This window comes from Pseudoalteromonas sp. T1lg23B (assembly GCF_002964665.1).
In the GTDB taxonomy this organism is placed as follows: Bacteria; Pseudomonadota; Gammaproteobacteria; order Enterobacterales; family Alteromonadaceae; genus Pseudoalteromonas.
Genome location: NZ_PQBZ01000013.1, coordinates 388,171 through 404,182, shown reverse-complemented (window position 1 = coordinate 404,182; position 16,012 = coordinate 388,171). Strand labels below are relative to the sequence as shown.

Sequence of the window (16,012 nt, the reverse complement as noted above, 5' to 3'; positions counted from 1 at the left end):
CAATCATGATTGAAGCTATCATTCGATGGTCCGTCGGCAATCGCTTTTTTGTACTGCTGACAACGCTCATCATCGCTTTTGCTGGGGTGTTCTCCCTTAAAAACACGCCCGTTGATGCCATTCCGGATCTATCGGACGTACAGGTGATCATCAAAACTAGTTACCCAGGCCAAGCGCCGCAAGTGGTTCAGGATCAGGTGACTTTTCCATTGACCACCGCCATGCTCTCCGTGCCCGGTGCGCAAACTGTGCGCGGCTACTCATTTTTTGGTGACTCATATGTATACATTATTTTTGATGATGACACCGATTTATATTGGGCAAGAAGCCGCGTACTAGAGTACTTGAGTCAAGTATCAGCCAGTCTCCCTGAGAGCGCGAAACCACAACTTGGCCCTGATGCCACCGGTGTGGGCTGGGTGTATATTTACGCGTTGGCAGATAAAACAGGTAAACATGACTTAAGCCAGCTAAGAAGTATTCAAGACTGGTTCTTAAAGTACGAGCTACAAACCGTCCCTGGTGTATCAGAAGTGGCAGCTGTGGGGGGTATGGTCAAGCAATATCAGGTACAGGTTGACCCTGATAAATTGCGCGCCTACAACATTCCACTTAACCATATTCAAACGGCGCTAAAAAGAGGTAATCAGGAAACGGGCGCGTCTGTGGTAGAAATGGCAGAAGCCGAATACATGGTCACCGCCACAGGCTACATTCAATCGGTCAGCGACATTGAAAAAATACCACTGGGTATCAATGAACAAGGCACACCACTTCGAGTGGGCGATGTGGCAACGGTTAATTTAGGCCCACAAATGCGCCGCGGTATTGCAGAGCTAAATGGTGAAGGTGAAGTGGTCGGGGGCGTTGTGGTCATGCGCTTTGGTGAAAACGCGCAAAAGACCATTAATGGCGTGAAAGAAAAACTCGCGTCGCTGAAAAACTCACTCCCCGAGGGGGTTGAAGTAGTCACAGTGTACGACCGCTCTCGATTGATTGAAAATGCGGTCGATAACCTTTGGAGTAAGCTACTTGAAGAGCTGGCCGTTGTGGCGCTGGTGTGTGTGGTGTTTTTATTCCATTTACGCTCATCTATCGTTGCTGTGGTGACTTTGCCGTTGGGCATTTTGGTGTCTTTTATCATCATGTACATGCAAGGGATCAACGCTAATATCATGTCTCTTGGTGGTATTGCCATTGCCATCGGGGCAATGACGGATGGTGCCATCGTCATGATCGAAAACATGCATAAGCATATGGAAAAAACCCCACTGACCGATGAAAACCGCTGGCAAATCGTTGCTAAGTCTGCCTCTGAGGTAGGCCCAGCACTGTTTTTCAGCTTGCTCATCATTACCGTATCTTTCTTGCCTGTGTTTATTTTAGAAGCGCAAGAAGGCCGCATGTTTGCACCACTGGCTTATACCAAAACCTATGCCATGGCCGCCTCAGCTGGACTTGCTATTACCTTGGTGCCGGTGTTAATGGGTTACTTCATTCGCGGTAAAGTGATCTCAGAGAAGAAGAACCCACTTAATCGCATGCTCATCGCGCTATATATGCCAGTGCTGACGCAAGTGATGAAGTTTCCAAAACTCACCATCGCTTTGGCCATTGCCATCACAGCCATTGGTTTTTACCCCATCAATAAGATAGGTAGTGAATTTATTCCTCCCCTTGATGAAGGGGATTTAATGTATATGCCGACGACTTATCCGGGCATTTCCATTGGTAAAGCACGTGAGTTATTGCAACAAACCGACAAACTCATTCGCACCGTTCCTGAAGTAGAAAATGTATTTGGTAAAGTGGGCCGCGCCGAAACCGCGACCGACCCAGCACCTTTGACCATGATCGAAACCTTTATTCAGTTAAAACCTAAATCACAATGGCGTGAAGGGGTGACAACCGATAGCCTCAAGGCTGAGTTTGATAATCTTGTGAAGTTTCCAGGACTGACCAATGCTTGGGTGATGCCGATTAAAACTCGCATTGATATGCTGGCTACCGGTATTAAAACTCCCGTTGGCATTAAGGTCGCAGGTGCCGACCTAGATGTTATCCAACAAATTGGTCAACAAATTGAACGTCTACTGCCCAATGTTGAAGGCACCGCTTCGGTTTATTCAGAGCGGGTTGCCGGTGGCCGTTACATCAAGGTGGATATTTCTCGCCAAAAGGCTAGCCGTTTTGGGTTGAATATTGCTGATGTACAGCAGGTTGTCGCCACTGCAATTGGCGGTATGAACGTCACTCAGACCGTAGAAGGTCAAGAGCGCTACCCTGTCAATCTGCGTTACCCACAAGATTACCGCGATTCACCTGAACAATTAGCACGTTTGCCTGTGGTTACTCCATCAGGGGAGCGTATTGCGCTAGGTGATGTGGCACACGTTTATATCGAAAACGGACCACCGGGCATTAAAAGTGAGAATGCCCGCATTAATGGTTGGACGTTTATCGACATTGATGGTGTAGACGTGGGTACCTACGTGGCGAACGCCAAACAATACTTGGCAGAAAATCTTGACCTACCCGTAGGGTATTCAATCACTTGGGCGGGGCAATATGAATACATGGAACGTGCAAAAGCCAAACTCAGCTATGTGCTGCCGTTAACGCTGGCCATTATCGTGATCTTGCTTTACCTCAATTTTAGGGCTTTTAGAGAAGTGGCAATTATCATCGTCACCTTACCTATGGCCATGATTGGTGGCCTATGGCTGATGTATCTAGAAGGATTTAACTTCTCAGTAGCGGTTGGCGTTGGCTTTATCGCACTGGCTGGCGTGGCGGTAGAAATTGGTGTGATCATGCTGGTTTATTTAAATCAGGCACTCAATGAACTCAAAGAAAACGCCCAGCAAACAGGCAAGTCAATCAGCATAGAAATGTACCGTGAAGCCTTGCTTCATGGTGCTGGATTACGGGTGCGTCCAGTGATGATGACCGTTGCTACCATCATCATCGGTTTACTACCTATCTTGTACGGCACAGGTACAGGGTCTGAGGTGATGAGCCGAATTGCTGCGCCTATGGTCGGCGGGATGAGTAGCGCCGTGTTACTCACCTTAATTGTATTGCCCGCCCTTTATAGCTTGGTAAAGTACCGAGAGGTAGTTTTACTCAATCAAGGCCTAAATAATAATGATAAAAAAGATTAGGAAATACCATAAATGGCTAATGGCCTTTGTTGGCATACAGTTTTTGATTTGGTCGCTAACGGGATTGTATATGGTGAGTATGGACATTCACTTTATTCACGGAGAACACCTTCGTGTCGAACACCTTCGTGAAGCGTCACCACAGCAATCGAGTCAAACGCTGGCGCTTAACAAAGTAAACTACTCACTGAGCGACTTGCTCAGTGAGTACCCTCATGCCCAAAATATTACGCTTGGATACCTGCTCGATAAACAGGTTTATCGTTTTATGACCCATGCGCAGGGCAAAGTACTTGTCGATGCGAGCTCAGGTGAAAGGTTAGCCCCGCTCAACGAGGCGCAAGCCATAACCGTAGCGCAGTATCACTTTACCGGTTCCGCAGCAGTTGCATCCGCTACTCTTATTAAGGACGTGGAAAACACACCGTCGGAACTCTCTGCCCGCCATCTTCCCGTATGGCAAATTACCTTTGCAGGATTTTCGTCCCCCACGTTTTATATCAATCAGCACACCGCTGAGGTTGTCACCACCCGCCATCTAGCTTGGCGCGCGTTTGACTGGATGTGGCGTTTTCACATTATGGATTATGACGATGGTGAAAACGTCGCCAACTGGTTTTTGTTGCTGATTGCGCTGCTCGGTTGTGTCGCCGCGTGTATGGGCGCGGTACTGACCTATCAACGGGTATTCAACACTAGTCAAGCGGGGGCTAAGTAATGTTTAAGTTAAATACATCACTGCATAAATGGCTGTCGCTGTTGGTTGGCATACAGTTGTTAATTTGGCTCGGTACGGGTCTGTACTTTAATCTGATGGACCACCAAAAAGCCTCTGGCTCTGTGCACCTTCGCTCAGTGGATCATAACGCCGCAACGCACTCTAAGCCGCTCATGCCGCTGAGTCAATTGGCGTTTGATAACGCTAAACAACTCAAACTACTTTGGATTTTGGGACACCCTTATTATCAACTCACTTTTGAGTCAGGGGCGCACGGTTATCAACACAAAGACGTCACCTTGGTCGATGCGCACAGCGGCGACATAAGACCTCTGAGCGAAACCTTGGTGCGTACCATTGCACTCAAATCATACGATGGCGCAGTAAGCATTACCTCCGCGCATCTACTCACGCCACCGATTGATGAGCTGCCCCGTGAAGAAAACCCGGTTTGGCAGGTGAAGCTCGATGATGCCAACCATACCAATGTTTATATTGAGGCTAGCTCTGGCGCGGTACTCGGCCACTTTAATGACGACCGTCGCCTACATGATTTAATGCTCAAACTGCACTTTATGGACTACTTCAATACTGGCGGGTTTAATCACTGGCTGATCATTGTATTTGCCATCGCATCATTGCTGCTGTCAATGACAGGGATCACCTGGTTGGTTGAACGTTTTAAATCCGGACAGTTACGCATAATGCTAAAGCCAAGTAGCCAACAAGTGACAGTGACCGACCAAGCTACTGCACAAAGTAGCGTGCTCACCCTAAGCACGCAAGAAACTCTGTTTGATGCACTGGCGCAGCATAATGTATTGTTGCCATCCAATTGTGGCGGCGGTGGCACGTGTGGGCTATGCAGAATACACAGCGAGCAAGCATTAAAAATAACCCCCCCTGAACAAGCACGGTTATCAAAGTCGAAACTAGCCGAGGGATACCGCCTAGCCTGCCAGCATAAGGCGAGTGAAGTGACGCATATTACTGTGCGTACAAACAAAGAATCAGCCAAAGCGCAGTAAGTTCCCATAGTGCGTTAACCAAAGACAAGCTAACAAGCAGCCTACTTTTGCTAGCTTGTCTCTTTTGCCGCTGAGTATATTTCACAACAACCATCAACAATGCGCGACTTTCAATGACTCATATATTTTATTTTAAAAACAAGGAGTAAAAACAATGCGAGCGAGTCTACGGGCCAAAATCATCGAGACATGTAATAAAAAAATTGCCGCCAAGGGCGACAACGTTGGGTTATCTTTTTACGCCTTTTTTGCCAACAAAAATGACGACCCAGAACTGCTGATGGAAGCCGCTACTTGGTGGATCCAAACCCACCAGCTCGACCACTTTGAAAAAGCCATCAAAATAAAAGAGATGGTAGAAGCAATGTAACCAGCGCGGTTATCGGTGACTAGAGCCGCTATTGAAAATTAGCGATTTAACCTCATCTTATTGTTTTAGCTGATGAGTAAAGCACAAAGAAATGTTTGGCCTAACCGACTCCTACATCGCTTTAATCACCTACTTTGCCATTTTTATAGCCAGCGTATTAGTAATTCGAGCGATGTTCGCCATGGTGAAATGGGGCAAGAAAATGCCCAAGGGTGCCTTTATTTTACTAGCTTTTTTTCCATTAATTTCGCTCTTTCCTATTCCTCCCACAGTGTTTAAAAACGTAGAAAAAGCCAAACAAGAACAAACTAAGAAAAAAGAAGCAGATGGTGATGGACTAGATAATGATAGGAAGAGCGCCTAACTTTGATTTTGATGCTCACGCACACCATGAGCCTGATACAACCTTCACGTAACACCTTCATCCTGAATGACCCCAGATACCCCCCCGTCATCCTAACCATTACGCCATCATCCTAATCCCACATACCGTCATCCTGACGAAGGTCAGGATCTTGTTACCTTGATAATCATTGAGTGCTAAATCCTGAGACTTTGAGACCCAGAAACAAGTTTAGGGTGACGGGTGTCGGTTGAGGGTGACATAGACCCTGAAACAAGTTCAGGGTGACGAATTCTGGTTCAGGGTGACGAATTCTGGTTCAGGGCGATGCGCGATGGTGCTGAATAGCAAATATAGGTTCTGGATGATTTCCAACAACGCTAACCACACTGCGGCGTTTTTAAACTCCCACATATCATTAAACGTATGGACGCAACTCTATTGCAAATCTAGTTTCATAAAATTAGAGGCGCTTCCTTCTATCAAGTGGCGCTGTGCTTTAAGTTTCTCAATAAAAAATGCACGAGCGGCTCTAACTCTTGCGGTATCTCGTAAATCCTTGTGGCTTAAAACCCAAACCTTCCAATTTGATGGTGTTAAGGGCAAGTCTATTCGCCGTAGTGTCGGCTCAGAATCGCCCACGTAACACGGGAGCCGTGCTATACCCATGTGATTTTTGGCAAGTTCCATCATACTAATCACGTCGCTTGCTCTGGCAACAATGTCACCATCTGGAAAGTGTTGCTCAGCCCATTCGGGGCGTGTGGTTTCATTTAACCAGAGAATTAACTTTTGCCTCTTGTGGTGACTCAATAGGTAGGTTTCGCTTGCGTAAACGCCATGGCCGAGTTGTACTACATCGGTGCCAATTAAATTTTCAGGTGGTTTGGGGCTAATTCTCACGGCAATATCAGCTTCTCGGCTGCCTAAGTCAATCAAAGAGGTAGACGATACAAGCTCTAAAATAATGTCAGGATATATCCCAGAAAATTCATGAAGATATGGGGTGATCAAGCGACTAAACAAATCATAAGAAGAGGCAACTCTTAATATACCACTTAGCCGGCTGTCCATGCCAAATACCTCTCGATCAGCATTGAATACCACCGCTTCAAGTTCGTTGACATGCGGAACAAGATTTTCTCCGACTTGCGTCAGCACATAGCCGTGTGGCGTTCGGTCAAATAGTTGGCTACCAAGTGACTTTTCCAAAGCGGCAATACGCCTTGCCACCGTTGTGTGTTTTACATTGAGCTCTCGGCCTGCACCACTAACAGAGCCTTGCCTTGCCAATGCTAAAAAGTAGCGAAAATCATCCCAGTTCAAAGCCTCTTCCTTACATGAGTAAAAACTAACATGTGCAATATTGCACACTAAAAGTAAAATAAAAAGCATACCCGAACTTATTTGAGTACCCTATAGTGTAGAGGCGTTTAAGAGATGTAGCCCCGCTCTACTTCTCTGATCTATCCACTCATATAAGGAAAAATAAACATGCCACACATTCGTATTACCGCCGCACACGGGACCTTTGATAAACACACGCAAGATGTGTTTGTTGCCAAAATTAACGATGCCGTTTTACGTGTAGAGCAGGCTTCAGTGACCGATCCCGGTGCACAATCTTTAGCTTGGGTGTTTTTTGAAGAGTTACCTAAAGAGGATGTATACATAGGTAAGGAAAATCACGCTCAGCCACCAGTTGTGATCCGTATCACAACACCGGCAGGTTCGCTGCAGCAATCTGATCGAAATGCGCTTGCATTGACCATTAATGACATTGTTAACTCAAGTATTGGTCAATTCAACAATCGCTTAAATCACTGGCTACTTATGGATGAAATTCCTGTCGGGGGCTGGGCTGGCGCTGGCACAATTTTCAGTATTGAAGATGTTAAAGCCGCCATGAACATTGTCGCTTAGTTCTTCTATGCCCTTCTTATGGTAAGGGCATATAAAACCAAAGTAGCTCATGAACGCGATCTGCTCGCGCCTAATTGCTTTGCTCCTAAACCGCCTGCCCCGCAGCAAAGCCGCAGCTCCACGCGTATTGGAAATTGTAGCCGCCGAGCCAACCGGTGACGTCAGTGACTTCGCCGATAAAGTACAAACCCTTTTGCTTTTTGGCTTCGAAGGTTTTTGAGCTCAGTTCATCGGTGTCTACACCGCCTAGGGTGACTTCGGCGGTGCGGTAGCCTTCGGTGCCGTTGGGTTTGATTTGCCAGTTGTGTAGGTAGTTGGCGATGGCGTCAATTTCACTATGGGTGAGCTGGTTGATGGCTTTGTCGGGGATGGCTTGCTCCGTTATAAGCACTTCCACAAAACGCTTAGGTAAAATTGCACCTAAGGCGTTTTTCAGTGACTTGCTAGGGCTTTCACTGCGCCATTGGTGAATGGTGTCGTTCAGGTTTAGCTCTGGTAACAGGTTAATTGTTACGGCTTGCCCTGCTCTCCAGAATGATGATATTTGCAATATCGCAGGCCCAGAGAGCCCACGATGTGTAAACAAAATGTTTTCTTTAAATGTGGTGCCACATTGACTGCTCACTTCACAGGGAATGCTCACTCCAGACAAACCATCAAATCTTACCTTGTCGTGCTCATGCAAAGTAAAGGGTACTAATGCGGCCATGGTAGGTAAAACTTTTAAAGCAAATTGTTCGGCGATTTTATAGCCAATGGGGGTTGCACCCAGTTTGGGCATGGTAAGCCCGCCTGAGGCTACGACCAAAGATTCACATTCAAAGGTTTGTTCATTGGTGGTGACAATATAACCGCCCTGTTCTTTGGCTTGTACACTGAGTACTTCATTGCGTAAAAATATTTGTACACCCGCCCAGTCACATTCTGTTGTAAGTATATCAACAATATCTTGAGCGCTGTTGTCGCAAAATAACTGCCCTAGGGTTTTATGGTGATATGCCAAACCATGACGGTCTACCAGTTCAATAAAGTCATGTTGGGTATAACGGCTTAAACACGACTTTACAAAGTGTGGGTTACCACATAAGTAATTGCTGGGTGATGCGCCTTCATTGGTAAAATTGCAGCGGCCACCGCCACTTATAAGAATTTTTCGGCCTGGCTTTTTGCCCATATCCAGCACAGCAACCGAGCGCCCGCGGTAGCCTGCTTGTGCCGCGCACATTAATCCTGCCGCGCCTGCACCAATAATTACTACATCAAACTGTGACATGTTTCTCTCAACCAACCATCATATGGCGGCATTATACCTATATTCCCTGCCAGATCAGAATAAGTACTGTAAAACCAAATAATTTGTCACTAATGTGCGCAAAAAACGAACACATAAAATAGTTAATAATGAACAGGTGATTGAACATTTTTTTACCAATTGAGTAAAAACATAGCTACATTTACATTCATTTACATAACAAAATCACATTTCATCCCCTTGCAACAATGTAGAGTAAAAGCTTTTAAAACAACCAGTTAATGTAACCCAAATGTCATATAGCCATCCACTTATAACAAATTTATCAATGTAAATAACAAAACAGTTCTTTTAAAAAGTTAACCGTAACTTTACGTTCTGTAACGTCTAGGTTGCACTTATGTGCACCGACCAATACAAAAATACAACATGAAACATACAACATGTCAGGGGATCTTATGACAACAACTCAGTTCAAATTAGGTGCATTGTCACTTGCAATGACCACACTGTTCACAGCAAATACCGCTTTTGCTAATCCAGAATTCACAGTTCAGAACCTAAACTTTGCGCAAACATCTGCAAAGTTACAACATCAAGGTAACTTCGGTACTCAGTTCATTATCAAGTACAAGAATAATGACCAAATGATGATGACTGCGGATGCCGATGTATCACCTGCAGCAATGAGAAAGCGTGCTGAAAGCTTCGTGCAAGGTTTTCAGAGCAAAAAATCAAATGTAAAAGCGCAATATGTTCGCCCTATGGCACTTAGCAACCACCACGTTATGCGTGTTGATAAGAAGCTATCTGCTGCTGAAGCGAACTCTTTCATGCAAGAAGTTGCGGCATCAGGTAACGTTGAGTACATCGAAGTTGACCAAATGCTACAACCTTTCGCAACACCTAATGACCCGCGTTATAGCGATCAGTGGCACTACTTCGAAGCAAACGGTGGTTTGAACCTACCAACGGCTTGGGACAGTGCAACAGGTGCAGGTGTAACAGTTGCGGTACTTGATACAGGTTACCGTCCACACGCAGATCTAAACGCTAACATACTTCCTGGTTACGACATGATCTCAAACCTAGATGTAGCAAATGACGGCGGCCTTCGTGATAGCGATGCAAGCGATCCAGGCGATGCGGTAACTGCAAACGAGTGTGGATACACACACGGCGCACGTGACTCAAGCTGGCACGGTACTCACGTAGCAGGTACGGTTGCTGCAGTAACTAACAACGGTGAAGGTGTTGCCGGTGTTGCTTACGACGCGAAAGTTGTACCAGTACGTGTACTTGGTAAATGTGGTGGTTTAACTTCAGATATCGCTGACGGTATCATTTGGGCATCAGGTGGTTCTGTATCAGGTGTTCCTGCAAACGCAAACCCAGCTGACGTTATCAACATGAGTTTAGGTGGCAGCGGTGCATGTAGCTCTACAACACAAAACGCGATTAACCAAGCTCGTGCAAACGGCACTGTAATCGTTATCGCAGCAGGTAACGACAACGACAACGCTAACAACTACAACCCAGGTAACTGTAGCGGTGTAGTAAACGTTGCATCTGTTGGCCGTAACGGTGGTCGTGCATACTACTCTAACTATGGTACTTCTATCGACGTAGCAGCACCGGGTGGCGCACAAAGCTTTGCTAATGACTCTGAAGGTGTACTATCTACACACAACTCAGGCAGCAATGGCCCTCAGTCAGACAGCTACCACTACTCTCAAGGTACTTCAATGGCTGCGCCACACGTAGCGGGTGTAGCTGCGCTTATCAAGCAAGCTAAACCAAGTGCAACGCCTGACGAAATTGAAAGCATCTTGAAAACAACAACTCGTAGCTTCCCTGCAACATGTACAAGCTGTGGTACAGGTATTGTTGATGCAGCTGCGGCCGTTGCAAAAGCAAAAGGTGACATTATTGACCCACCTACTGGCGACGATCAATTAGAAGATGGTGTTGCTAAAACAGGCCTTAGTGGTGCTAAAGACAGCCAAGCATTCTACTATGTTGACGTACCAGCTGGTGCAAGCAAGCTAACTGTAGCAATGAGCGGTGGCACAGGCGACGCTGACCTATATGTTAAAGCGGGTTCTAAACCAACTCTAAGCAGCTGGGAATGTCGTCCTTATAAAGGCGGTAACAGCGAAACTTGTACTATCGACAATCCAACTCAAGGTCAGTACTGGGTAATGCTTAACGGCTACTCTGCTTACTCACAAGTTAGCCTACAAGCTGATATTACAGGCGGTACTACTAGCCCTGTAGCGGCGGCGCAACTGAAACTAACCTATCAGGTACTCGTGGTCAGTGGAAACACTACACTATCGACGTACCAGCGGGCATGAACAGCTTCACAATTACTACAAGTGGCGGTTCTGGCGATGCAGACCTATACGTTAAACAAGGTGGTCAGCCTAGCGCATCAAGCTATGACTGTCGTTCTTGGAACAACGGTAACTCTGAAACTTGTACTTTCTCAAGCCCTGCGGCAGGTACTTGGAACATCAGCCTTTACGCTTACAGCACGTTCTCTGGCTTAACACTGGACGCACAGTACAAGCCATAAGCTGAGAGTTCCCCCAGCAAGTCATAACTACAGTATTTAATACTGTTGTAAACACCCAATCGGCCACGATGTAAATTGTGGCCGATTTTTTATTTTTGATCCCATACCTTCGACCCTAATATAGAAAAATTCACTTTAAAAAACACCTTTGAGACTCTAAGGTAACTGTCGAGCATCAGGCTCAATCTATTCTTTAACAAGGAAAAAGTAATGAAGAAAACAGCTCTACTACTCACGGTAGGTTTGATAAGTGTCGGAGCACATGCAGACCTAGTTACCTATGATACCGATGGCAGCGCAGGTCGTGTTACGTATTACAACAACGCCCCCATTGACGCCATGGTCACGCAATCAAGTTCAGCTTACAATTTAAGTATATACACGCCACACATGACCAATCCAAACCCCTGCCACTCTGCGGCGGTGTATGATCAACATAATGATGAGCTCATTGCTACCTTAACAGTGAGTAATAAAACCTTGTGGGGCACCATTGCCAAGGGCTATGAAACTCGCGCCAAATATGTCGAGGCGCAATGTACAGACGAGCAAGGACAGAACCAAACATTACAACATAAGTTAGCTCCTGCACCACAAGTTAGCTTCAACAGTCAACTTATTGTCGCAAATTGGAGTGACTCAAATGGCTTTGGACCAGGGTTCTTTCAGGATGTGAACTATCAGGCATTACTGAATATTGATAATGGTGAACCAGATGGATTTTGCCATGCCAACACACTAGTTGGACAAACACCTAATCTACTCAATCAACGCCATAACATCGGTTTTTATAGTGACGTACTGAGTGTTCAAGGAGCAGCCAAATACGATGCCCGAAGCGGCGTATTGGTTAACGAAGTCATTTGTAAAAGCACTGGTGGAACGACCCGTGCGGTGGAGGTTTGGCATATCAGTGAACAGCAGCAACGCCGAGAGCTCAATGTAGATAACTTCTAACGTGTCATTGTTCAACAGGGTAGCGTACACTTACCAATGCCCTACCCTAGAGAGCTTTCTTAAAAAGCAAACGCTGCTTACTGCACGATCAGCAATTGGCTTTGGTTGTTGATTCTGCCCACTTAAACTGTCGAAAAGAAATGTTAAACCTTGGTCCGGTTTCTTTGCTGCCTTTCGCTACCGCATGTTCATATTGATCTTGAAAGCCGTTGCCCATCACCAGCAACGAGCCATCTCCAAGGGTCACACTCTGTTGTATCTCTGGGTTATTTTGCTCGCGAATTAAAAACTCACGCTCAGCGCCTAAGCTGATTGAGGCGATTACATCGGTTGAACCAAAGGCGGGTAAGTCGGTATGAAACCCCATGTATTCCTCGCCATCGGGGTAGTACAGGCACACCCCCACACTAAACTCGATACCGGTACAGTCTTTGATCTGCTGCCGCAACTGCTCCAGCAAGGGGAACCAAGGTGCTCGGCGACCATGGTGCTCAGAAAACACATCGTTATTGTCAAATTCAGGGGAGACGAAAATCATTCTCCATGGCAAGATACATACCTCTTCACCATTCGGCATCTTGAGTTTTTCTGGCTCTGTCAAATCAAAATTGCTTTTCAGCCATTCAAATAATGCCTGTGATTGCTCTGTTGACATAAATTGCGAGTAATAGTGGGCGTCACAACTAAGCGCTAGTTTCACGACTGGTTCCTTAATGCATATCCATTAACCGTTAATCTAGCGCTAAGCGATACACAAAGCAAAGTACATCCTGATTTTGCTTTGTTTTTTTGCCACTTACCGTTGCTATCAGTGGCTTTAATTTAGTCCACTTGTTAGTGTGCCGCCAACCCTAAGCTATGTCTGATCTGCTGCATTTGCTCTTGTAGACGTGCCTGAATGTCACACACCTGCTGACTAGAACTGTTCACTTGAGCCTTCATTTGATCCATTTCCTCGCTGAAATTATCCAACAAGCCACTTTGCTGTTGCGCGATTTCCATGGCGTGTGTGGCCACTTGATTAGCCGTTTGTGCACTTTGTGCCACGCCTTCTGAATTTTTCTTCAACTCTTGTGCATGATGGGTTTGTAGCTCAGCGTCTTCGGCTAATGCCGAGATCTGGGTTGAAACGCGGCTTGAGTTGTCGCCCAGTATGGTCAGCTGTGAATTGATATCGGTCAGGGAGTCTTGCGTTTGTTGCGCCAGCTTGCGCACTTCATCGGCCACCACCGCAAAGCCTCGGCCATGTTCACCGGCGCGTGCCGATTCAATCGCGGCATTCAGTGCCAATAGGTTGGTTTGATCGGCAATATTACGAATAATTTCAATCACTTTTCCAACATCCGCAACCCCGTTCAGGAGCTCATTCAAACTCGCCAACCCTTCTTCTACTCGTTGCTGATTTTTAGAGCTTGCGTTGAGCATTGCATCAGCAAAGTTAACACTTTGTCTCATCGCATTGAAAGTTTGATTGGCATTATCAGACACTTGCGAGTTGATGTCGCTGGCTTCATTACCCAGTGTTTTAACTTGATCTAACATGCTCTGCGTTTGTTCAACTCGTGTGTAAGTGGTATCTGACTGGGTGCTGATCTTAGCTAAATGATCGCTCATTTGTTGCATAAACTCATTAATCACATTGAGCATTTGCTCACGCTCTTGTGCTTCACCTCGTTGTCGTTCTATCAACTGATTGAAGTAAGTTGCGATTTCACCCAGCTCGGTATTCTTACTCTTACTTTTAATGGTCTTTAACTCATTACTTTCGATCAAATCCGCAAAGCCATCACGAAGATAACGCAGCGGTTGCAATACTTGATTACGCTGTACCAAATATACCCCTAACGCCAATACCACCAGCAAGCCAATGGCAACGCCGAAGATAATAACCACGCGCTGCGATAACACATCTTGCTGCTGTTTAAGCTGCTGCTCCGCGCCGAGCATAACATTAGAAACTTTTTTCATATCATCACGTAAGCCACGTATTCCCGATTGGCGTTTTTTGGCCTGTGTGAGAGTCGCGCGTAAGTCTCTTTCAAAACGATTTGGCCAACTGTTTAGCTCTGCTTTGATTTCTTCTGCTAAATCTTCCGCCTCAGCACCTAAAAACAGCTCGTCTTCATCAACCTCAGACATCACCCCTAAGTTCTCTAACCGTGAGATCTCATCGGATAATTGTTGAAGTCGATAGACGCTCTGTTGTAGGTTTTTTTCGGTGGCTAAATCAAAGCTCATAACCAACTGGTAGGTATAAATACTCAGGTTGCTCACCTGCGAATAATAATCTGATGCCAAGGCGTGATATTGAGGAGCCAATGGGTGCTCTGAAGCCTTGAGGGTATAGTTGATAAGTGATGAAGCGGAGCCGGCCATTTGTCGCAAAGCGTTATCAAGCAGCGCCATTTCATTACCTGATAATTTCCCTAATGCGCGATACTTACCGTTAATATCTTTATCAAGCTGCGCTAATTGGTTTTCCATCCGCTCGTTGAGGGCATCGGGCAGTGCACCAAGTTGCTGTTGTTTGATCCTATCTATCAACTCAGAAGCATGATTCAGATATTGGCCATCACCTGATCCTAAGTAATCCTCTATGCTACCTTCTAAATCTATCAAGATGGTATTTTTAAGTTGGGTGTATGCCATGTTTTGGCTATCGAGCGAGCTGAGCACTTGAGAAGCCCACACCAATACGGCAGCTAAAAACACACTGGCTGATGCCAACAAAATTGCCAATAACCGAGTAAACGACGAAACACGCATAACCACAACCCTTCAATATTTAAGCGCGTGTACAGTATTACCCTTTTATGACAATTTGATGTAAATTACCCAAAAATTAAACAAGCGATATAAAAACCATACTTTTAGCGTATATTTTATCAACAACAGATATCTATACGGCTATTTCATTGCTGCTTTTACATAAACATCAAATCTATTTTTCTTAGTTTTTATTTGCATGCTAGGGGTTTTATCATTTAAGAAAGGTGCATAATCAGGGCGTTTGACCACCACCCTTTTAGTCGCTAATTGGTAGGCAAATTCTAATAAATTATCGGCATCATCGTCGGCACCGACGAGATCTTGAAAAACTCTCATCTCTTTTTTCACCAATGCTGACTTTTCACGATGTGGAAACATAGGATCAAGATAAACTACATCGGGTTGCAACTGTGTACTGGTGAGCAAATCATGGCTGGAGCCAAACTCCATTTGCATATTTTGCTGCATCCAATTGCCAATTTCCACGTCTTGATAAGCGCGTTGTAAGCCATCATACAACAGTGCAGCAACCACAGGGTGACGTTCATGCAGGGTTACTTTGCATCCTAATGCCGCCAATACAAACGCATCTCGCCCCAACCCAGCGGTTGCATCCAGTACATGGGGGGTGGCCCCTTTATTTAAACCCACGGCTTTGGCAATCGCCTGCCCTTTACCACCACCGAACTTGCGACGATGCGCTGCTGCGCCTGTCACAAAGTCAACCAACACAGCCCCAAGCTTAGGCTCATCCGCTTTAAGCAGTTGCAAACCTTGTTCGTCATACAGCAGTTTAAAATTACCTTGGCCTAAGCTGGTGCTCTGCTCAGCCCATTGCTCCAGCGCAAAGCGCTGTTCTAGGTCAGTTAAATAAGGACGGTTTTCAACAAATGGGGTATGAATAAGCACT

12 protein-coding genes and 1 pseudogene are annotated in these 16,012 nt (G+C 45.8%); 8 read left to right on the top strand and 5 right to left on the bottom strand.

Annotation, left to right across the window (positions count from 1 at the left end; all coding sequences use genetic code 11):
• Window positions 1-5: 5 nt before the first annotated feature.
• The 5 genes from C2M32_RS05425 to C2M32_RS05405 all read left to right on the top strand — a co-directional run bounded on the left by C2M32_RS05425 (window position 6) and on the right by C2M32_RS05405 (window position 5,644).
• Window positions 6-3,164 (top strand): efflux RND transporter permease subunit, encoded by a 3,159-nt coding sequence (locus C2M32_RS05425; protein ID WP_105167471.1) that lies wholly within the window; start codon window positions 6-8, stop codon window positions 3,162-3,164.
• Window positions 3,148-3,882: a hypothetical protein gene (locus tag C2M32_RS05420; protein ID WP_105167470.1), complete on the top strand. Its 735-nt coding sequence runs from the start codon at window positions 3,148-3,150 to the stop codon at window positions 3,880-3,882. Before C2M32_RS05425 ends, C2M32_RS05420 begins: the two co-directional genes overlap by 17 nt.
• Entirely contained in the window at window positions 3,882-4,910 is a 1,029-nt protein-coding gene (locus tag C2M32_RS05415) for a PepSY domain-containing protein (RefSeq protein ID WP_105167469.1), read from the top strand. The genes C2M32_RS05420 and C2M32_RS05415 overlap by 1 nt, the downstream gene beginning before the upstream one ends.
• Before the next feature lie 154 nt (window positions 4,911-5,064).
• Complete coding sequence (locus C2M32_RS05410; RefSeq protein WP_105167468.1) at window positions 5,065-5,280, top strand: DUF6500 family protein; 216 nt, start codon at window positions 5,065-5,067, stop codon at window positions 5,278-5,280.
• A gap of 91 nt (window positions 5,281-5,371) precedes the next feature.
• Window positions 5,372-5,644: a hypothetical protein gene (locus C2M32_RS05405; RefSeq protein WP_105167467.1), complete on the top strand. Its 273-nt coding sequence runs from the start codon at window positions 5,372-5,374 to the stop codon at window positions 5,642-5,644.
• A 417-nt stretch (window positions 5,645-6,061) separates the two neighbouring features.
• On the opposite strand, the gene C2M32_RS05400 is transcribed toward C2M32_RS05405, so the two are convergent.
• Complete coding sequence (locus tag C2M32_RS05400) at window positions 6,062-6,949, bottom strand: LysR family transcriptional regulator (protein ID WP_199886121.1); 888 nt, start codon at window positions 6,947-6,949, stop codon at window positions 6,062-6,064.
• A 168-nt stretch (window positions 6,950-7,117) separates the two neighbouring features.
• Here C2M32_RS05400 and C2M32_RS05395 point away from each other — a divergent pair, with 168 nt between their 5' ends.
• On the top strand, window positions 7,118-7,546 hold the full coding sequence (locus tag C2M32_RS05395; RefSeq protein WP_105167465.1) for a tautomerase family protein: 429 nt from the start codon (window positions 7,118-7,120) through the stop codon (window positions 7,544-7,546).
• 85 nt (window positions 7,547-7,631) lie between these two features.
• On the opposite strand, the gene C2M32_RS05390 is transcribed toward C2M32_RS05395, so the two are convergent.
• Entirely contained in the window at window positions 7,632-8,819 is a 1,188-nt protein-coding gene (locus C2M32_RS05390; protein ID WP_105167464.1) for an NAD(P)/FAD-dependent oxidoreductase, read from the bottom strand.
• A 437-nt stretch (window positions 8,820-9,256) separates the two neighbouring features.
• Between C2M32_RS05390 and C2M32_RS05385 the strand changes: the two are divergent.
• Window positions 9,257-11,376, top strand: a pseudogene (locus C2M32_RS05385) (S8 family peptidase).
• A 210-nt stretch (window positions 11,377-11,586) separates the two neighbouring features.
• Entirely contained in the window at window positions 11,587-12,333 is a 747-nt protein-coding gene (locus C2M32_RS05380) for a hypothetical protein (RefSeq protein WP_105167463.1), read from the top strand.
• Between the two features lie 88 nt (window positions 12,334-12,421).
• Here C2M32_RS05380 and C2M32_RS05375 read toward each other — a convergent pair whose 3' ends face one another.
• From C2M32_RS05375 to C2M32_RS05365, 3 genes are all read right to left on the bottom strand, one after another.
• Window positions 12,422-13,033: an alpha-ketoglutarate-dependent dioxygenase AlkB gene (locus C2M32_RS05375; RefSeq protein WP_105167462.1), complete on the bottom strand. Its 612-nt coding sequence runs from the start codon at window positions 13,031-13,033 to the stop codon at window positions 12,422-12,424.
• A 134-nt stretch (window positions 13,034-13,167) separates the two neighbouring features.
• Window positions 13,168-15,099, bottom strand: a complete 1,932-nt coding sequence (locus C2M32_RS05370) for a methyl-accepting chemotaxis protein (protein ID WP_105167461.1) — start codon at window positions 15,097-15,099, stop codon at window positions 13,168-13,170.
• 141 nt (window positions 15,100-15,240) lie between these two features.
• Entirely contained in the window at window positions 15,241-16,011 is a 771-nt protein-coding gene (locus tag C2M32_RS05365; protein ID WP_105167460.1) for a class I SAM-dependent methyltransferase, read from the bottom strand.
• Between the last annotated feature and the right edge of the window lies 1 nt (window position 16,012).